The sequence below is a fragment of the Clostridiales bacterium FE2011 genome, from assembly GCA_017569305.1.
Classification (GTDB): domain Bacteria; phylum Bacillota; class Clostridia; order Christensenellales; family Aristaeellaceae; genus Aristaeella.
On record CP069418.1, the window covers coordinates 504777 to 523061 of the forward strand.

At 56.8% G+C, this 18285-nt stretch carries 18 protein-coding genes; 2 read left to right on the forward strand and 16 right to left on the reverse strand.

What is annotated here, in order from left to right; all coding sequences use genetic code 11:
- Positions 1 to 60 precede the first annotated feature (60 nt).
- From JRC49_02320 to murB, 9 genes are all read right to left on the reverse strand, one after another.
- Positions 61 to 942 carry a hypothetical protein gene (locus JRC49_02320; GenBank protein QTE71687.1) on the reverse strand — a complete coding sequence of 294 codons (882 nt, stop codon included), beginning with the start codon at positions 940 to 942 and terminating at the stop codon, positions 61 to 63.
- Positions 943 to 1100: 158 nt separating this feature from the next.
- On the reverse strand, positions 1101 to 2060 hold the full coding sequence (locus JRC49_02325; GenBank protein QTE71688.1) for a CMP-binding protein: 960 nt from the start codon (positions 2058 to 2060) through the stop codon (positions 1101 to 1103).
- Between the two features lie 117 nt (positions 2061 to 2177).
- Positions 2178 to 3545, reverse strand: a complete 1368-nt coding sequence (dnaB, locus tag JRC49_02330) for a replicative DNA helicase (GenBank protein QTE71689.1) — start codon at positions 3543 to 3545, stop codon at positions 2178 to 2180.
- Positions 3546 to 3643: 98 nt separating this feature from the next.
- The gene (locus JRC49_02335) at positions 3644 to 4096 is read right to left on the reverse strand and encodes a 50S ribosomal protein L9 (GenBank protein ID QTE71690.1); all 453 of its coding nucleotides are present in this window, start codon (positions 4094 to 4096) and stop codon (positions 3644 to 3646) included.
- A gap of 115 nt (positions 4097 to 4211) precedes the next feature.
- The gene (locus tag JRC49_02340; protein ID QTE71691.1) at positions 4212 to 5084 is read right to left on the reverse strand and encodes a hypothetical protein; all 873 of its coding nucleotides are present in this window, start codon (positions 5082 to 5084) and stop codon (positions 4212 to 4214) included.
- 118 nt (positions 5085 to 5202) lie between these two features.
- Complete coding sequence (locus JRC49_02345; protein QTE71692.1) at positions 5203 to 7254, reverse strand: hypothetical protein; 2052 nt, start codon at positions 7252 to 7254, stop codon at positions 5203 to 5205.
- On the reverse strand, positions 7251 to 8237 hold the full coding sequence (whiA, locus tag JRC49_02350) for a DNA-binding protein WhiA (protein ID QTE71693.1): 987 nt from the start codon (positions 8235 to 8237) through the stop codon (positions 7251 to 7253). Before whiA ends, JRC49_02345 begins: the two co-directional genes overlap by 4 nt.
- On the reverse strand, positions 8237 to 9139 hold the full coding sequence (gene rapZ / locus JRC49_02355) for an RNase adapter RapZ (protein ID QTE71694.1): 903 nt from the start codon (positions 9137 to 9139) through the stop codon (positions 8237 to 8239). The genes whiA and rapZ overlap by 1 nt, the downstream gene beginning before the upstream one ends.
- Positions 9136 to 10014, reverse strand: a complete 879-nt coding sequence (gene murB / locus JRC49_02360) for a UDP-N-acetylmuramate dehydrogenase (GenBank protein ID QTE71695.1) — start codon at positions 10012 to 10014, stop codon at positions 9136 to 9138. Before murB ends, rapZ begins: the two co-directional genes overlap by 4 nt.
- Positions 10015 to 10218: 204 nt before the next feature.
- Here murB and JRC49_02365 point away from each other — a divergent pair, with 204 nt between their 5' ends.
- Both JRC49_02365 and secG read left to right on the forward strand, forming a co-directional pair.
- Positions 10219 to 10905, forward strand: a complete 687-nt coding sequence (locus JRC49_02365; GenBank protein QTE71696.1) for a GntR family transcriptional regulator — start codon at positions 10219 to 10221, stop codon at positions 10903 to 10905.
- Between the two features lie 201 nt (positions 10906 to 11106).
- The gene (gene secG / locus JRC49_02370; protein ID QTE71697.1) at positions 11107 to 11334 is read left to right on the forward strand and encodes a preprotein translocase subunit SecG; all 228 of its coding nucleotides are present in this window, start codon (positions 11107 to 11109) and stop codon (positions 11332 to 11334) included.
- A gap of 48 nt (positions 11335 to 11382) precedes the next feature.
- On the opposite strand, the gene JRC49_02375 is transcribed toward secG, so the two are convergent.
- The 7 genes from JRC49_02375 to JRC49_02405 form a co-directional block, all read right to left on the reverse strand.
- Positions 11383 to 11625: a hypothetical protein gene (locus JRC49_02375; protein ID QTE71698.1), complete on the reverse strand. Its 243-nt coding sequence runs from the start codon at positions 11623 to 11625 to the stop codon at positions 11383 to 11385.
- On the reverse strand, positions 11622 to 12818 hold the full coding sequence (locus JRC49_02380) for a hypothetical protein (protein ID QTE71699.1): 1197 nt from the start codon (positions 12816 to 12818) through the stop codon (positions 11622 to 11624). The genes JRC49_02375 and JRC49_02380 overlap by 4 nt, the downstream gene beginning before the upstream one ends.
- 67 nt (positions 12819 to 12885) lie before the next feature.
- Positions 12886 to 14259 (reverse strand): class II fumarate hydratase, encoded by a 1374-nt coding sequence (fumC, locus tag JRC49_02385; GenBank protein ID QTE71700.1) that lies wholly within the window; start codon positions 14257 to 14259, stop codon positions 12886 to 12888.
- 20 nt (positions 14260 to 14279) lie between these two features.
- On the reverse strand, positions 14280 to 15203 hold the full coding sequence (locus JRC49_02390) for an SH3 domain-containing protein (GenBank protein QTE71701.1): 924 nt from the start codon (positions 15201 to 15203) through the stop codon (positions 14280 to 14282).
- A 171-nt stretch (positions 15204 to 15374) separates the two neighbouring features.
- Complete coding sequence (locus tag JRC49_02395; protein QTE71702.1) at positions 15375 to 16814, reverse strand: M20/M25/M40 family metallo-hydrolase; 1440 nt, start codon at positions 16812 to 16814, stop codon at positions 15375 to 15377.
- A complete protein-coding gene (locus tag JRC49_02400; protein ID QTE71703.1) occupies positions 16811 to 17494 on the reverse strand; it encodes a hypothetical protein in 684 nt (227 codons plus the stop codon). Before JRC49_02400 ends, JRC49_02395 begins: the two co-directional genes overlap by 4 nt.
- 16 nt (positions 17495 to 17510) lie before the next feature.
- Positions 17511 to 18260, reverse strand: coding sequence for a DUF5058 family protein (locus tag JRC49_02405; GenBank protein ID QTE71704.1), 750 nt, complete (start codon positions 18258 to 18260; stop codon positions 17511 to 17513).
- Positions 18261 to 18285 lie beyond the last annotated feature (25 nt).

The following is an 18285-nucleotide window of genomic DNA, read 5'->3' on the forward strand; positions in this document are numbered from 1 at the left end:
AACGCGCTTTCCGGTAAACGGAGAGCGCGTCGTGACCGGTATTTACATAAAAACCAGGATTCAGTTTGTTTTGGTGGCAGCAGCTGCGGTCGTATCGATAATCTTCACCGTGTGACGGAACTTGTCATACACTTTGTCCACATAGTCGCCGGTATAGCCCTGCGGATAGCTGACGTGCAGGATATACAGCGTCTTGTTGACGCAGGAGATGATCATACGGCCCGCGATCTTGGCGCCATCCAGCGTGGTTGCCTTGTAGTTGGCATAGACGCCATCCACGTTCATGAACTTACGACCGGCAGTCTGGGAGCGCTCATACTTCAGGCAGGTGCCGCCGATTTCGTCCAGTCTGGTCTTGACTTCCTTGATCAGCTCGTTCTTGTTCCTGGCCTTGTCAACGGGAACCAGCTGGATAGACAGCTGCGCCGCATAGTCCACACCCGCCGTCGGATTGGTCAGGATGTAGGTATCCGGCATGCTGTCATCTTCTACCCAGCCCACAGGACCTTCGAAGGTCAGATGGAGAGCCGATGCTGTATACTTCTGATAGCTGAAGGTCAGCGGCGGCAGCGGCGTGGGGGTGGGCTTGTCGATCGGGTCGACCAGCACAGGGGTAGCTCCGGCATACTCGCTCTTCATGGTGGGAGCAGGAGTCTGAACATCCACGATATTGCTCAGGTTCTCGAGGAATTCCTCGTCTCCGCCCTCTTCAGAAGCCGGATTATAATCTCCGCTGTCCCAGTCTTTAGCAGTCTGCTGCGGCAGCGCCGTTTCCCCGAAGAGATTCTGCGCGTCAGACGACTGAGAAGCAGTCTGCTGCTGTTGCTGCTGTTGCTGTTGCTGCTGGTCCAGCGTCATGAAGGTTTCTTTCTTCTGACAGGATGACAGCACCAGAATGGAGCACAGAACCAGTACCAGGCAGAGAATCCTTTTCTTCCACATGATTTTGTTTCCTCCTTTGCGAAGTAAAACTCTTCACTCTATACTCTTCACTCTTAACTCTTCACTCTGCTCTTCCAGGATAACTCTGCTCTACATTCATATAGAACGTATCACAGCCATATCTTCTTCCATCATCCTGGTAAAGTTATAACTCTGAATTACTCGTCTTCCTCACCGTACAGCGGATGATAAACTCTCCTGTCAAGGCTGAAGATCTTTTCGCTGAAGGCGCCGGGAGGCGTTTTATCTGTAACGCTCTTCATGGTATTCATGCGGGCGTCCATGATATCGATCCAGTGTAGCGCTTCCGCTTCCGGGAACATCGGCGGCTTGGGACTGCCGAATTCACTCTCACCGTGGTGGCTCAGCAGCATATGCTCCAGCAGGATCAGGCTTTCCCCGCTCACTCCGGCTTCTTCCGCCACCTTGTTCAGGTTGGTGATGCCGCGGACCAGGTGACCCAGCAGCTGTCCGTCCCGGGTATAGTCCGTGACGTTGCCGGTCTGGTCGCTCTTCATTTCCTCAATCTTGCCCAGATCGTGAATGATCACGCCGGCCATCAGCAGATCCCTGTTCAGCCAGGGGTAAATCTTCAGCATCGCGTCCGCCAGCCGGAGCATATCCGTGGTGTGATGCAGCAGGCCGCTGCGTTCCGCGTGGTGCATCCGCTGTGCGGCAGGAAACCATCTCAGCCGGTCTCCGGCCAGTTTCAGCATTCCCCGGGTCAGCTTCTTCAGGTCTTCATTCGAGAAGCTCTCAATTGCTTCCTCGATATCTGTCAGCATATCTTCCGGTTTCCGCGGTGCGCAGGGAACCAGCGCATTCATATCCACCGGGTCGTCGTCCGTGCACAGCCGCCATTTTTCAACCCGCAGCTGCAGCCGTCCGTTATACTCCTGGATCGTTCCGCGAACCTTGATCGGCTGTCCGGCTTCCGGAGTTTCGGCTTCCGGATCCCAGTTCCAGATCTTGCAGTTAATCTCGCCGGTCCGGTCTGTCAGATTCATATCCACATAATCGTTGCCTTTGCTGTCCTTCCGCTTCTCCGCGGAACGGATGAGCAGGAATCCTTCATACCGCATGTCCCGCTGCAGCTGGCAAACCGAATAATTATCCATTAACGCTTCTCTCCAATAACCTCTGTACTGATATCTTATAATTCTGAATTCTTATTTCTGAATTCTGAATTGTTCAGTCCCGTATCTCATCATTATGCATTATGCATTATGCATTGATTAAAAGGGTGCTTCCCCGCCGTTCATCTGTTCCCTCGCCAGGTTCGCGAAGGTAGTGAACTCGCTCAGCCAGGCAAGCTTGACCGTTCCCAGGGGACCGCTTCTCTGTTTGGACACGATCACCTCGCCGATGTTCTTGTCCTCGGTCTCTTTATTGTAGTATTCCTCCCGGTGGAGGAACATAACCACGTCTGCGTCCTGTTCAATAGAACCGGAATCGCGCAGGTCGCTCAGCAGCGGCCGCTTATCGATACGGTCCTTGTTGGCACGGCTCAGCTGGGCACAGGCGATGATCGGGATCTTCATTTCCAGGGCAATGGCCTTCAGCCGGCGGCTGATTTCACTGACTTCCAGCTGGCGGCTTTCGGACTTGCCGTCTGACTTCATCAGTCCCAGGTAGTCCACCACGATCAGGTCCAGGCCCTTGTCCATCATCAGCCGGCGGCATCTGGACCGCAGCTGCGTGGGCGACAGGGCCGCCGTGTCGTCAATATACATAGGTGCCGCGGAAAGCGGTCCCAGGGACTTGGCCAGCTTGACCCAGTCGTCGTCATGCAGCGTTCCTTTACGGACCCGCTGCATGTCCACCCGGGCGTCAGAGCACAGCATACGCATGGCAATCTGTTCCCGGGGCATTTCCAGCGTGAATACCGCCGTCACCTTGCCCTTGTTCACCGCGGCATATTCCGCGATATTCATGGCAAAGGATGTTTTACCCATGGCCGGGCGCGCGCCGATGATAATCAGTTCGCCCCCGTGCAGGCCGGTCAGCATGTTGTCCAGGTCCGTGAATCCCGTGGGGACACCGGCGATCTGGCCCTTCTGCCTGGCCAGTTCCTCAATGATCTCATAGGTGTTGACCAGCACTTCGCTCAGGGGTTTCAGTTCTTCCCCTTCCTGGCGGTTCATGACGATATCAAAGATCGCCTTTTCCGCGCCGGTCAGTACGTCCTGTAATTCCTTGTCCTGGGTGTAGCATTCCCGGGTAATGTTTTTGCACGCGGCAATCAGCTTCCGCAGGGTGCTCTTTTCCCGGACAATATCAATATAGGACCGGACGTTGGCCGCGGTGGGAACGTCCGCGTTGATCTTCATCAGGTACCGGATTCCGCCGACGCCTTCCAGTGAACCCTTGCGGGACAGTTCAGCCTGCAATGTCACCAGGTCAATAGGCATCTGCTGGCGGTTCATTTCCGCCATCACACGGAAGATTTCCGCATGTTCCGGATGATAGAAGTCTTCGGGCACCAGCTGTTCAGCCGCGCGGAGCACAGCAGAGCTGTCCTGCAGCATTGCGCCCAGGACACTGATCTCCGCCTCAACGCTGTTGGGCGGCACCATGCTCCCCGTTTCTTCCCTGATGTCCATTCCTGTATTTCCTTCTTACCTGTCCGGATTTTATACCCCGCTTCAGAATGACAAATCCGGTTCTGTGATGCGAATAGCTGATAATTCTGAATTCTGAATTACTTTTTCATGGGCTGGACGTCCAGCTTCATGGATGTGGTCACGCCGGAATAGAGCCACACGGAGATTTCCCGGATACCGGTTTCCCGGATGGGATCGCCGATATCGATCTTCCGCTTGTCAACCTTGACGCCGTGCTGCTTCTCCAGTGCGTCGGCCACTTCGGCGCTGGTCACGGAGCCGTACAGACGGCCCTTGTCGCCGCACTTGACTTCAAGCGCAATCACCTTATCCTTCAGGGACGCGGCCTTGTTTTTCGCTTCAGCCAGCATTTCCGCCTCACGGGCGTCCTGCGCCGCACGCTTGCGCTGGATTTCCTTCATTGCTCCGGGAGTGGCTTCCACCGCCAGCTTCTGGGGAAACAGGAAATTCCGGGCGTAACCGTCACTCACCGTAACGATATCGTCCCTTTTACCAATATTCTTGACATCCTTCAACAATACAACCTTCATGTTGAATCTACCTCCTGCACATTATGAATATTTTATCCCATTTCCCTTCAAAAAGCAAGAAAAACGCCCGCTTTCAGATGAAAGCGGGCAGGTAAATACAAGCTCAGGGAGGATCTTATTCCTTAACGATCTCCTTGATTTCCAGGCCGATCTTCTTCAGGGGCTCAGTCAGCTTCTTGACGATGCCCTTCAGTCCCTTTTCGTCCATATTGTCAAAGTCCACGGCAGCCTTCAGCTCTTCGATCTCCTTGTTCAGGCCATCGATGGTGGTCTTCGCTTCGTCGGCAGCGGTCTTCAGGGCGGCTTCTGCTTCTTCCTTGGCCTTGGTGGCGGCGGCGGTCAGCTCATCAACCTTCGCGGTCAGGGCGTCTTTTTCGCCGGTGAGCGCTTCGATCTGGGCCTTCACGTCATCCGCGGCGACGGTAACGGTCGTCTCGGCGGCGGCGGTCAGCTCGGTCACCTTCGCGGCCAGGGTATCCTTTTCCTCCGTCAGGGTCTTCAGAGCGGCAGCAGCCTCGTCCTTGGCGGTCTGCAGAGCGGCAGCAGCTTCATCCTTCGCGCTCTGGAGAGCTGTGGCAGCTTCTTCAGCAGCCTTGGCAGCTTCGTCCTTCACGGTCTGCAGTGCGCTTTCCGCATCGGTCTTGGCCTTTTCGGCGTCAGCAGTCAGGCTTTCAACCTGGGCAGCAAGGGCATCCTTCTCATCCGTCACAGCCTTCAGTTGGGCAGCGGCTTCTTCAGCAGCCTTGGCAGCATCAGCGGTCAGGGTTTCAACCTGAGCGGCGAGAGCGTCTTTCTCATCCGTCACGGTCTTCAGGGAAGCAGCAGCGTCTTCCGCGGCCTTGGTGGCGTCATTGGTCAGGCTCTCAACCTGAGCGGTCAGGTCATTCTTAGCCTTGGTCAGATCGCCGTTTCCCGTAAAGTACAGGACAGCAAAGACGATGGCCACGATGGCGAGCAGGGCAATAGCAGCAATACCGGTCTTCTTCATGAAAATATTCCTCCTGTTCAGTTGATAAAACGTGATCCGGCCTCGCCGGTCGGGATTTGTGATTATTCTATCACAATCCCACCTTTTTGAACAGGAATTTTTATCCAAATTTACACTTTTATTCGGTTTTTGCAGGGGCAAGCCTGTAGATGCTCGCCTCGCTGTTTTCAAAGACCTTTTCGCCCAATGCTTCCAGGCCTTCCTCGTCTACGTTGTAGCTGCTCAGCTCATAGCTGGAGACGAGCACATATTCCGCGCCGTATTTTTCCGGAACATCCCGGTTTGCCTGCGGATCCTCATAGAAATCTTCCAGGTCCCGGTTCCGTTCCCACGTATCGAAGCCGTGATAGTACAGCCACAGATCCGGTCCGCACACGATTGTCCGTCCGGCGATGGAAAGTACCGGATTCAGGTGCTGTGTTCCGGTAATGAACACAGCGTCCTGCGGAGTATTGTCCCGGACGTATTCGCCGGCTTCCACGGAATCGGCGCTGAAAGCCATATAGTCGGAAACGCATTCGCGCCAGATCGTCAGCCCGGCGCTGAAGAAGGTAACAAACGCCGCGAGTACCGCCAGGAACCGCCTTCCGCCGAAGCCCTCCAGGCGTTTCCAGAGGCCGGATACCCAATCCGCGATGATCATGCAGCACAGCAGCCACGCCAGGTAAAACAGCTTGTTGTTGTCATATTCATTGGGCTGGAAGCGGATGAATTCCGCTGCCAGGATAATGGGCAGCGCCATCCAGAAAATCCGGCGGTTCCTCGGTTTCTTTTCAAACAGCGCTGCAAGCAGTGCCAGCACCGGCAGGCCGATATTCTTGATATAGAACCAGAGATACAGATCCCGCATGCCGTTTCCGCCCGGATTGTTCACCCAGTTGAACTGCAGCTTCAGGAAGGAATGGGAATCCTCCTGGAAGGCCTGGCCAAAGGTAAAGCAGAACAGCTGCGGCGCCGCCAGTGCCAGGACGATCAGGCCGTAAACCACGTAACGGAGCAGGATTCTCCACCTGGGTCTGCGCTCCATGAGCGCCTTCGGATCCCCGTGGATCAGGTCATAGCACATGGCACCCAGGGACGCCAGTCCCAGGGCCAGGAAGCTGTGGGTATGGATCAGGGGCAGCGCTCCTGCCCAGATGCCCAGCAGGATCAGCCCCCGGTTCCGGTTCTCCCGGTCCAGCAGTTTCGCCCGGAATTCCGTATTCAGCAGATAGAAGCAGGGCACAACCATGCACCAGCCGCCCAGCGTCGTCCGCTGGGGAACCAGCATATCGCAGATCACATTGCTCCATCTCAGGTTGTTGGGATCCGGCTGGTTGGTGGGCGTTTTGTAATAACCCGTCAGGATCAGCTTAACCCGTTCCGCAGCGGTGGAGAACCAGTCGGATATCGTCTGTCCCATCCTTGTCAGGAAGGGAGCGTCCTCATCCAGCACCGTCCAGGTGCCGCTGCCTGCCTGGTCAAAGTCATACAGGAAGCCCAGTCCGCCGTTCAGGAAGAACAGTGCCGCTGCCAGCAGTGCGGTCTTCTTGCCGCCGGTCATATCCCGTGCCAGCACCAGCACGCCCATATAGCACAGGGCCATCATCAGCGATCCGGGAATGATCACCGCAGCCTGCAGGCTGCATCCCAGCAGATAGAAGGTGGAGCTCAGGCTGTCTGTCAGGAAGGGATAGCTCAGCCGCGCTCCGGGGAAGAACGGATAATCCGCCGGGAACTTCTTCCCGACCAGTCCGGTGACAAAACTCAGGTGCATCGGCAGATCCCCGTAGGTGCTCTGCCCCACATTCCAGTTTCCGTCCGCGTCCACACGCATCACATGGCTGTACTGCAGCCAGATGCCCAGGATGGTCAGCGGAACACCGATAATCAGCAGTTGCCGGAGCAGCTCGCTTTCCTTTTCATCCCATTCCGCCGGTGTGCGCTTGTCCCGCAGGAACCAGCACAAAACGGTCAGGAGAAACAGGACGCCCGCGGCAAAAGCATGCGCTTCCACCTCAAACCGGAACAGGAAAGCGCCCAGGGCGGGCAGCCACATTTCCTCCAGCAGGCCCAGGCTCATTCCCAGCCACAGCCGGTTCAGCGGGCGGTGCCGGGGCAGCAGGAAGCGGACCGTCATCACACCGAAAAACAGGTACATCAGGCAGTATGCCAGTGATGCGATCATCATGCTTCTTCTCCCCCTTTCCCGTATTCTTTTTCCACCTGCTGTGCAATCTCCATCAGGCGGCGCAGCCGATGGTTCACGCCGCTCTTGCCCACCGGCGGATCCATCATTTCTCCCAGTTCCTGCAGGCTCATATCCGGGTTTTCCACCCGGAGTCTCGCCACTTCCCGCAGGGCCGGAGGCAGGGTAAACAGGCCGCGGGCAAGTGAGATCCGGCGGATGGCTTCCGCCTGTTTCTGGCCCGCGTCCAGCATTTTTTCACTGTTATGTTCATCGCAGTTGGCAGCCCGCGTCGCTGCGGCCCGCAGCTGCTTGTTGATCCGGATATTTTCCATTTCCAGCACGCTGCTGCCGGCGCCCATGACAGCCAGCATATCGGAGATCTGCTGGGCGTCCTTCAGGTAAATGATCCGCTGGCCTTTCCGCAGGTAGCTGTGATAAGGCAGCTCGCATTTCTCCAGCAGCTTCTCCAGCGTATCCGCCAGCCGGTCATCCGCCTTCCACTCAAAATGATACCCTTTTTCCGGATTGGTCATCGTTCCGGCGCCGAGATATGCTCCGCGCAGGAAAGCCCGGCGGCAGCACTGGCGCGTCATGGGATGGCGCGGAACGGTATGTTTCAGGTGGAGCTGGCCGTTCTCGTCTTCCTCTGCCATATGCAGGGCGTTCAACAAGGCCCGCGTATCATCCGTTCCCAGGGTCAGCACACAGCTCCGGCGGCCGCCCAGCTGGCTCGTCTGGACAAAATGAAGCTTGGGTGCGGCCCCCAGGCGCATTTTCAGAAGCTGAAAAAGCCGTCGTGCCGTACCTGCGTTATCCAGCCGGTAACTGACGGAGATCCAGCCGCCGCCCCGGAAGGACAGGTGGCCGGAGGTCTGGGTCAGGGCGGAAATCTCGCTGAGCATGCAGCAGGACTTCCCCAGGGGGAGCCGGATCAGCTCCTCCTTTACCCCGGCGGAAAAGCTCCGCGTGTCCGAAGTGCGCATTATTCCTCCTCAACCGGCGTTGTCCAGCGTGCCTGCTCCAGCAACAGGTCCCTGTGGTTGATTTCCGTCGGCAGTCCCTGCTCCCGCAGATACTGTCCCAGGGCTTCGGCTATGGCGACAGAGCGGTGGGCTCCGCCGGTGCAGCCGATGGCGATCACCAGCCGGCGCTTACCTTCTTCCCGGTAATGGGGAATCAGGAAATCCAGCAGTTCCGTATACCGGCGCATAAACTCCTGCGTGGTGGGATGATCCATCACGAAGCTGCGCACATCTTCATCCAGGCCGCAATGCCTGCACAGGTTTTCAATATAGAAAGGATTCGGCAGGAAGCGGACGTCCGCCACCAGGTCAGCCTGCCGCGGCAGGCCTCTTTTGAAACCGAAGCTGAGGATTTCCGCCCGGATCGGCGGTTCCGTATCGGACAGATCGCCCAGGGCCTTGTCCAGCGCCTTCTTCATGGCCAGGGAAGTCATATTCGTGGTATCAATCACGTAGCCGGCGGTTTCCCGCAGCGGCTGCAGGCGGGTGCGTTCCTCCACGATGGCCTCGATCAGGGTCAGGCCTTCCTGGCACAGGGGGTGTTCCCGTCTCGTCTCCTTGTAGCGGTCCAGCAGCGTCTCGTCGCTGGCCTCCATAAAGATCAGCTCAATCTGATGACCCATCTGGCGCAGTTCCCGGATCATTTTCGCCACGGCGTTGGCGTCAAAAAACTCACCGCTGCGCACGTCCACAGCGATCGTCACCGTCTGGTGCTTCACCGGGGTTGTGTCAAAGGCTTCGATCAGTTTCGGAAGCATCATCGGCGGCATGTTGTCCATGCAGAAGCTTCCCTTATCCTCCAGATAGCGGACGCAGGCCGTCTTGCCCGCTCCGCTCTGGCCTGTGACGATGATATATCTCATAAATCTGTACCGATTATCCTGATCTCCGGCTCCAGCCGGACACCAGCCCTTTCTTCCACTATATCCTGCACCTTTTGCATCAGATTCAGGAAATCCTTGCTGCTTTTACCGGTATTCACCAGGAAGCCGGCATGTTTCTCGCTCACCCGTGCCCCGCCGATGCTGTATCCCTTCAGGCCGCACTGATCAATCAGTGCGGAAGCGTAATATCCTTCAGGGCGTTTGAATGTGCTGCCGGCGCTGGGCAGGTCCAGCGGTTGTTTTTCAGCGCGTTTCGCGTTCAGCTCAGACATCCTCGCGCGGATCACAGCCGGATCACCGGGTTCCAGTTCAAAAACGGCTTCCGTAACGATAAAGCCTTTTTCCATTACAACAGAATGACGATAGCCGAAGTCCATTTCTTCCCGGCTCAGGCAGATCTTCCTGCCGTCCGGATAAATACCGTGTACTTCCTTTACTACCTGCACAATCTCTCCGCAATATGCGCCGGCGTTCATAGTCACGCCGCCGCCCACGGTACCGGGAATCCCGGAAGCAAATTCCAGTCCCCGCAGTCCGGCTTCCGCTGCTTCCATCGCCACAGTGCCCAGCATTGCACCGGCCTGTGCGCGGATGATGTTGCCCTCCCGGGTAATCTGGCGCATGTTCTTTCCAATACAGATCACCAGGCCGCGGATACCGCCGTCCCGCACCAGCAGATTGCTCCCGTGTCCGATCACTGTCACCGGGACGTTGTTTGCGCAGGCCTCGGCAAACAAAGCGGCAATCTCTTCCTCGTCATGGGGGAAAACCATATAATCTGCCGGCCCGCCGAGCTTCAGCGTCGTGTGCGCACTCATCGGCTCATTCACCAGTGCGTTGAACTTCTCGAACATGTATCCCGCTCCTTCATTGCCCTTTCAGCAACAGTAATCTCTGTAAATATGCTTTCTGATCAAAGAATCAGGAAATAAATTTAACGTATTATTATACCGTTTTTATCCCTTTCTCTGCAACTTATTGACAAAATTGTTTTTTTGCTGTAATTTGTATACAAAGTGCAGAAAAAATTCTGTACTTATTGATGAGGAGGAAAGAGCATGTCCCTGTCATTCCAGCCTATGATGGAAAGCCGGCCCATTCGGGAAATCGCTTACGAAGTGCTGAAAAAGGCCATTATTACCGGTGAAATTCCTGCCGGTGAACGGATCGTCGAAACAGATTACGCCGATCGTCTTCACATTTCCCGCACGCCGCTGAGAGAAGCCCTGCGGAAGCTGGAACGGGACGGTCTCGTAGAATACGTCATGCGCCGGGGCGTTATCGTGCACGCCTTTACCGCTGATGACGTGGAGCAGATCTACACCATCCGCAACAGTCTGGAAATGCTGACGCTGCCGGACATCATTGCCAACGCGACGGCGGAAGACATCGCCGAGCTGCGGGAAATGCTTGCCAGGATGGATGAGCTGGATGCGAAGAACGATGTGGAGAACCTCTCCCCCATCGCCCGTGACTTCCATACCCGGCTGACCTCCATTTCCGGAAAGAACCGCATCCTGCGGGTCATTGAAGGCCAGGATGAATACATCCGCCGCTTTTCCGCCATGGCCATCCGTCAGGAGGACCGCCGGTCCGACGCCAATGCGGAGCATCACAAGCTGGTGGACCTGGTGGAACAGAAGGATCTGCCCGCTTTCGAAACCCTGATGAAGCATCACATTGAGCGCAGTAAGGAATGCTGCCTCACCGCCCTGGCTGCCAGGAAGCAGAACCGGGAACTGTAATAATTCAGAATTAAGAATTCAGAGTTCAGAATTGTATTTGGTTTTTCCATCACATAGGAAAACACACATCATTATGAATTATGAATTATGAATTGTGAATTTGAAAAAACTGAATTCCATGAGAATTCAGTTTTTCAATTGACATCGTTAATCCCTTATGTTATGATATGCGGGCTGATTTATCGAGGAGGTTTTGTTCTTATGGCTACTGTTATTTCTATCGTGCTGATCATCGCAGCGCTTTTTATGATCGTTTCCGTTCTTATGCAGTCTTCTGAAGAAGGCGGCATCAGCGCCATCACCGGCCAGTCCAACAGCTATCTCAGCAAGTCCAAGGCCAAGACCTTCGAGGCCAAGCTTGCCCTGTGCACCAAGATCGCTGCCGCGGTTTTCGTTGTGCTGAGCCTGCTCATGCTGGTCATCAAGTAATTCAATCGATATTTAAACGGCTGCTTCCGTGGAAGCAGCCGTTTTCTTTTACTCTTCAATTCCGTTAATCTTGAACCGGAGCCTTCTGGGCTCGATTCCCAGCTTTTCTCCCAGTTCAAACATTTCCTGCATCAGCTTTGCCTTGGCTACCCGCTCGGTCACCTCGCCGGAGGAAACGCTCACCTGCAGGTTCGGATAGTCCGGATGAAGGCAGATCAGCATGTACATTGCCGGATCCTGGGTACGGTCCACGTGCCAGCGGATCCGGATCAGGTCTTTTTCTTCCGTCATTTGCTGATTCCCTCCGTCATCAGGATCTTCCGGGCCACGGATACACACTCCGGAATTCCCGCGCCGCTGGCCATATCCGGCCTGCCGCCGCCCCGGGCGACCCGCTTGATCAGGTCATTCATATCAATCTTCACGTCCGCAGACCGGGCAAAGGTCAGCCGTTCTCCGGCGCACAGGAGCAGGGCCCTGCCCTTGGCGGAAATATACTCAGATACCGCCGCTGTCACGGCCCTTCCGTCAGTCTCCGGCATGGTCAGCACGCACAGCGTCACGCCCGGCAGGTCTTCCGTATTTCCGGCTTCCGTCATGGATGCCAGGATCTCCCTGGTCTCCAGCCGGTTGGCCCGTTTTTCCGCTTCTGACAGCCTGTATTTCAGGTCGCTGGCCGCTGAGGACAGCTTGTCCACCGGGCAGCTCAGTGCCGCACCGGCCTTGTCGGCATAGCGCATATAGGTCTGAAACAGGCTCACCGCGCGGCCGCCGCACACGAAAGCCACCCGGACTTTTCCTTTGGCCGGAATAGCGGAAAGAATCTTGATCAGTCCGATTCTTCCGGTAGAGGAAGGATGAGTACCGCCGCAGGCGACCATTTCAAAATCCCCCATGGCCACAATCCGTACATGCTCCGTTACTGTGGGCGCTTTGCGCAGCGGCAGGCGCTTCAGTTCATCCTCATCCGGGAACCAGCAGCGGATCGGCGCGTCCATCCGGATGCGTTCGTTCACCGTGTTTTCCAGCATGAGGATTTCTTCCTCTGTCAGATGGGTCCGGCCTTCCGGCAGGGAAACGTCAATGGTGGATTCCGTCTGGCCCAGGTGCAGGCCAATCGTCGTCCCCTCAAGCTTTTCCCAGATGGCGCCGGCCAGCATATGCTCGCCGCCATGCTGTTCCATATGATCCGTACGCCGTGCGCCGTCTATTTTTCCGCGCACCGCAGTACCCACGGGGATTTCCTTGTCCACTGTGTGAACGACTTCCCCGTCGGCGTCCACTTCCACGTCCGTGACTTTCGCGGTCACCTTGCCGAAGGTCAGCGTACCGGTATCATAGGGCTGCCCGCCTGAAGTCGGATAGAAAGCGCTCCGGTCCAGGGTAATTACCCATTCTCCCGGCCGCGTCCCATTCTTTATCGACGTGACTTTCCCCTCAAATTCCCACAGGTATGCGTCGTCGTAATACAGTCTTTCCGTCATTATCAATCGCTAGCAGGCAGTCTGGAGGATATACATCCCACTTCCTACCTCCTACCTCCTACCTCATTCAAACCATTTCTTCCGGATGATATGCCGCGTCAAACTCTTCTTCCGTCAGGAAACCGAGTTTAACGCACGCTTCACGCAGGCTCAGCCCTTCCCGGTGCGCTGTCTGCGCGGTCTTCGCCGCGTTCTCATAGCCGATCTTCGGAGACAGGGCTGTCACCAGCATCAGGGACCGCTCCACATTCTCCTGCATCTTTTCCCGGTTGGCCTGGATACCGCTGACGCAGCGTTCCCGGAAGGAATCCATACTCTCCGCCAGCAGCCGTGCGCTCTGCAGGAAGTTGTAGGCGCATACCGGCATGAATACGTTCAGTTCAAAGTTGCCCTGGCTGGCCGCAATGCCGACTGTCACGTCATTGCCCATCACCTGTGCTGCCACCATGGTCACCTGCTCACACTGGGTAGGATTCACCTTGCCCGGCATGATGGAAGATCCCGGCTCATTCTCCGGAATCATAATCTCGCCCAGTCCCAGCCGCGGGCCGCTGGCCAGCCACCGGACATCATTGGCAATCTTCATCAGGTCCGCCGCCAGCGCCTTCAGCGCGCCGTGGGCAAACACCATTTCATCCTTGGATGTCAGGGCGTGGAACTTGTTCTCCGCTGTCACAAAGGGCAGTCCGGTTTCTTCCGCGATCTTCGTGGCGGAAAGGCTGTCAAAGCCCGCCGGGGCATTCAGTCCTGTTCCTACAGCTGTGCCGCCCAGGGCCAGTGAAAGCAGCGGTTTCTCCGCCAGCTTCAGCAGTTCCTCATCCTTTTCCAGGCTGGAACGCCAGCCGGAAATCTCCTGGGAGAACAGGATCGGCGTCGCGTCCTGCAGATGGGTGCGGCCGCACTTGAGCACGTTCGCGTTTTCCTTCTCCAGCCGGATCAGCTCATCCTTCAGCCGGGTCAGGGCCGCGCCTGTCCGTTCCATGGCTTCCGCCGCGGCAATATGCATCGCCGTGGGGAAAGTATCGTTGGAGGACTGGCTCATATTCACGTCATCGTTGGGGTGCAGCAGCTTCTGCCCTGCGATCTCGTTTCCCCTGTTCGCGATGACTTCATTCATGTTCATGTTGCTCTGGGTACCGGAGCCTGTCTGCCAGACCACCAGCGGGAAATGCCCGTCCAGTTTGCCGGCCAGGATCTCCTCAGCCGCCTGCCGGATCGCATCGCACTTTTCCGCCGTCATTTTTGCCGGCTTCAGTTCCCGGTTTGCCAGTGCCGCTGCCTTTTTCAGCACGGCAAAAGCCCGGATAATTTCCTCCGGCATGTTTTCCCGTCCGGCGCCGATCGGAAAATTGTTCCGGCTCCGCTCAGTCTGTGCTCCCCAGTACCGGTCCGCAGGAACGCGGACCTCACCCATGGAATCGTGTTCTGTTCTGTACGTCATGCTGTTCCTGTCCTTATCGTTTAATCCAGGTCTGTGATTTCATCGTTCGCCGTGTACTCCGAATGGCCGGATGAGATCCATCCCCATACGCCGTCCACCCAGATGTAATACCAGGTCTTCTCTGTGGAACCGATTTCCTCAGCGTAGCAGGGATAGCTTTCGCCTCCGTAGATCCGGGCCACCATGCTGGATTCCGGATCCGACCTTCTCCGCACGATCATGGCGTCGTCAGAATTGCCGTTAACGGTGATCATGCCGGTTTTTGCGGTGTTCCTCGGAGAAAGCGCCGGGAAACCCAGCTCTTCATTGCCGGTATAAACCTTGCCGTCGATCTTCAGTGCCGCCCAGTCACGATCGATAAAGCCGCGGGTCAGCCTGTCGTTCAGTTTTGTTTCCACATACCACCAGTTGCCGGTATAGGTATACTTGCCGAGTATGGTAATTTCCGTCCCCTTCTGCAGCGTCCCGAAAGGCGTGCTGTTGGAACGCGGGTTGTCCGTGATATCAATGCTTTGAGCCAGTTTCACAGGAATGCTGACAAGAGTCAGTTTGGAAATATTCGCCTTCAGGGGCTTGCAGTACTTCGGCGGAATATAGCCCACGCGGGCTCTCCCGTCCTTCAATTCGCAGCGGACCATCAGCCAGCTGTCCACATAGCCGCCCACGCTGATTTCGATCTCCACGTTGCAGGCCGCTTTTCCGTCAGCCAGCCGGATGGAATCCTCCGAAGGGGCAGTATAGATGGGGCAGGAACCCTTGCCGATTCCGTTTTCCCGCACAAAGAATTTAAAATCCGGTACATTCAGCAGCGCTGCCACGGTTTCGGATTCCGCTGCCGGGCAGGAGGAACCCCCTTCTTCCGCCAGCACATTCCCGCAGGAAAACACCAGCATCAGCACCAGCACGATCGCGATCAGCCTGAAACACATTCCGTTATGCTTCATCTCTTTATTCCTCCTTGTATTTTCCCCGTCATATTACCATATTGCCCGGATACCTTGCAATCCGAATTAAAAGTAAATACAACGTTTGCGAAGCAAACATTTCACATTGGCCGACGGCCGGTATTTCATATGGCGAAGCCATATTTCACAAATTCACAAAGTGTATTTATTTCATTTGCCTGCAGACTTTATCAGATTTCGGTAAAAATCCACCGCTCCCGGCAAACAATTATACTCAATATTTTCATTGACTCCGTGCATCCCCTTCATCTGTTCCGGTCCGTAGATTACCGGAGCAAACCGCACCACGTTGTCACAGATCTTCTGATAGAACCGGGAATCCGTGGCGCCGGTCATCACATAGGGGCTTCCGGCACAGCCCGGGAAAGTTTCCGCAATCACGCGCTGTACTGTCCGGAAGGCTTCTCCCTGGATATCCACCGGCTCTGTGTAATCATTGGCTGCCAGCACTTCCATATCCAGCCCGTGCTTTTCCGCCAGCTTCCGGACAATCCCCAGGCTTTCTTCCATGCCCTGGTGCGGAATAAACCGCATATTGGCGGAAACGCTCGCCTCCTGGGGCAGCACATTGCAGGCGTCGGATCCGCTCATCTGGGTAAAGGCCATGGTGGTCCGGATCATGGCGCCTGCCTGCGCGCTGATCATGGGCAGCACCTTCAGCAGGATCGGCCGGAACAGCCACAGGTTTGAAAGCACCAGCTTCAGCGGAAAGCCTGCATAAGGTGCCAGCGTTTCAAACATCGCTGCCACTTCCTTCGGCATCTTCCGCCGGAAAACGGGATGTGTCTCAATCTCGTTCACAAAGGCAGCCAGCCTTGCCACCGGGGAATGAGCAGGCGGAGCACTGGCATGGCCCCCGCCGGATCTGGCGGTGAATCGCACGTCCGCCTTGCCTTTTTCAAACACGCCCACCATGGCAAAGTTGCCGTGAATACCGCCGATGGGTTCGGTTATGATGCCGCCGCCCTCATCGCAGACCAGATACGGTTTCACCCCGCGTCTTTCCAGCTCGGCCACCAGCTTCGGGCATCCGTCTCCGCCCCATTCCTCCGTGCAGGAGGAGGACAGGTACACGTCCTGTGCCGGAACACATCCTTCTGCCAGCAGCTCTTCCACCGCCTGGAAGAAGGCCATTACCGAACACTTTGTGTCAGAGGCTCCCCGGCCCCAGACTTTGCCGTCTGCGATATCCCCGGAGAAAGGTTCATGTTCCCAGAAGCCTTCCGCGGGTACCACGTCCTGATGGCTCATCAGCACCAGCGGGCGGTCGCTTTTCTGCCCCTTCCAGTAAAACAGCAGGTTGCCGTCAATCTCCGTCTTTTCAAGTTCCCGGTGCACCAGGGGGAACAGTTCCTCCAGCACCTTATGGAAGCCCAGGAACTTCTCCCGCTGATCTTCTCCGGGCACGGACACCGTTTCATACCGGACCATGTCAGCCAGCTTCCGGGCATAGCTTTCCGCCCGTTCCGGATCCGGATCCGGCCGGTAGGTGGACTGCTTTCCCGGAATCAACAGGGTGCGGATCACCGCGGCCAGCAGCAGAACCAGCAGCAGGCCGATCAGTCCCAGCACAATCCACAGTACGATCATGCACCTGCTCCCTTCGTCTCCCGGCGGTATTTCATCCAGGCCAGGGCAATCGCCAGCGCGCCGGCGGGAATGATCATGAAACTGGTGGAAGACGTCAGGCTCGGCACCAGCGTGAACAGGATAATCATCACCGTCAGGGGAATCAGCGCCAGCAGCGGATCCTTCCGGTAATACTTATAGGCCATGGCGCCGAAGAGCGCCGGCACCACATTGGCAAAAGCCGGAGCCAGCACCGGGCTCTGCAGCACGGGCTGCAGCGGAATCAGCAGCACCACACCCAGTGCCAGCACCATAATCGTCACCAGGGCGGAAGTGGCGATGGACAGAGTCGCGATCACCTCGTTCTCCGCTGTGCCGGATTTGGCGTCCACCAGTTCCTTCGCGTTCATGGCGCAGGGAATCTTCATGTTAATCAGGTTGCCGGTAATGAAAGCCAGATAGCTTCCGCCGGCGCCCAGCATGGGCGTGTAGACCAGGAATTCCACCACGCTGGAAACCGTCCAGACCAGGCCTACGGAAAGGAAGCCCCGGGCTACCGCGCCCAGGTCCGGACCCGCGCCCAGCAGCGTGCCGATCATGAACGGTGCGCCGACCAGCAGCACCAGCGTAATCATGGAAACAATCCGACCCAGCCGGTGGGTGGATTTCAGGTAAGTTTCATAGTTCTTCTGCTTGTCCATTTCTCTCACTCCCCTCTCAGTGCCCGATCAGCACCGCCGCCAGCATACCGATCAGCATGCTGCCCGCGATGGAGAAGTTGTCCAGCCACGCCATGCCCTTCTTCTCGGAGAAGTAGGTAAACACGGCCATCGCCAGTGCCGCCGCGGCCACAACCGCCAGCGGCGTCCAGCTGCCGGAGAAGGAGAACAGCCCGCCGCCGGAAATCCATCCGCCGACATAGCTGCCGATATAGGCGCTCACCATGCCGATAAACATGGCCGCCATCGCCTTGTCACCGAAACCGCCGCCGGTGCGGGTTTCCTTTTTCCCGCCCTGCTGCAGCCGGTGCAGGTATTTCTTGTTGAAAAGAGTGGAAAGAATCATTCCCCACATGATGCAGATGCTCATCAGCAGGGCGATCGTCGGGAAGGCCTGGGCCGTCATCTGGCCGGATCCCAGGGAGACGCCCAGCTGTTCCGCCGCCGCATCCGCTACCTGCGTCTCATAGTGCAGGGCGCCGATCACGGACAGCCGCAGCCACGGCCACGGTACGCCCAGGCTCCCGCTCAGGGCCAGGACGCCCAGCAGGATGCCCACGCTGGGCAGAACGGAGAAGGTTGCGCTGGCCGTAACCGCCCGTTTCATCCGGGTCACGTCCATGCCCAGGGCTTTACCCGCACGCCAGGCGCGCACCATAAAAATCACACAGACCACGGCAATAAATGCCACGATTGAACCGCAGATCAGATACACTCCTCCGCCGTTCAGCTGCTCCAGAACGCTCATATGCATATTCCTCCTGTCCGGATAA

Bases quoted from the DNA above. Each gene is read 5' to 3' on its own strand.
- JRC49_02320 (QTE71687.1), bottom strand. From the start codon at position 942: ATGTGGAAGAAAAGGATTCTCTGCCTGGTACTGGTTCTGTGCTCCATT.
- JRC49_02325 (QTE71688.1), bottom strand. From the start codon at position 2,060: ATGGATAATTATTCGGTTTGCCAGCTGCAGCGGGACATGCGGTATGAA.
- dnaB (QTE71689.1), bottom strand. From the start codon at position 3,545: ATGGACATCAGGGAAGAAACGGGGAGCATGGTGCCGCCCAACAGCGTT.
- JRC49_02335 (QTE71690.1), bottom strand. From the start codon at position 4,096: ATGAAGGTTGTATTGTTGAAGGATGTCAAGAATATTGGTAAAAGGGAC.
- JRC49_02340 (QTE71691.1), bottom strand. From the start codon at position 5,084: ATGAAGAAGACCGGTATTGCTGCTATTGCCCTGCTCGCCATCGTGGCC.
- JRC49_02345 (QTE71692.1), bottom strand. From the start codon at position 7,254: ATGATGATCGCATCACTGGCATACTGCCTGATGTACCTGTTTTTCGGT.
- whiA (QTE71693.1), bottom strand. From the start codon at position 8,237: ATGCGCACTTCGGACACGCGGAGCTTTTCCGCCGGGGTAAAGGAGGAG.
- rapZ (QTE71694.1), bottom strand. From the start codon at position 9,139: ATGAGATATATCATCGTCACAGGCCAGAGCGGAGCGGGCAAGACGGCC.
- murB (QTE71695.1), bottom strand. From the start codon at position 10,014: ATGTTCGAGAAGTTCAACGCACTGGTGAATGAGCCGATGAGTGCGCAC.
- JRC49_02365 (QTE71696.1), top strand. From the start codon at position 10,219: ATGTCCCTGTCATTCCAGCCTATGATGGAAAGCCGGCCCATTCGGGAA.
- secG (QTE71697.1), top strand. From the start codon at position 11,107: ATGGCTACTGTTATTTCTATCGTGCTGATCATCGCAGCGCTTTTTATG.
- JRC49_02375 (QTE71698.1), bottom strand. From the start codon at position 11,625: ATGACGGAAGAAAAAGACCTGATCCGGATCCGCTGGCACGTGGACCGT.
- JRC49_02380 (QTE71699.1), bottom strand. From the start codon at position 12,818: ATGACGGAAAGACTGTATTACGACGACGCATACCTGTGGGAATTTGAG.
- fumC (QTE71700.1), bottom strand. From the start codon at position 14,259: ATGACGTACAGAACAGAACACGATTCCATGGGTGAGGTCCGCGTTCCT.
- JRC49_02390 (QTE71701.1), bottom strand. From the start codon at position 15,203: ATGAAGCATAACGGAATGTGTTTCAGGCTGATCGCGATCGTGCTGGTG.
- JRC49_02395 (QTE71702.1), bottom strand. From the start codon at position 16,814: ATGATCGTACTGTGGATTGTGCTGGGACTGATCGGCCTGCTGCTGGTT.
- JRC49_02400 (QTE71703.1), bottom strand. From the start codon at position 17,494: ATGGACAAGCAGAAGAACTATGAAACTTACCTGAAATCCACCCACCGG.
- JRC49_02405 (QTE71704.1), bottom strand. From the start codon at position 18,260: ATGAGCGTTCTGGAGCAGCTGAACGGCGGAGGAGTGTATCTGATCTGC.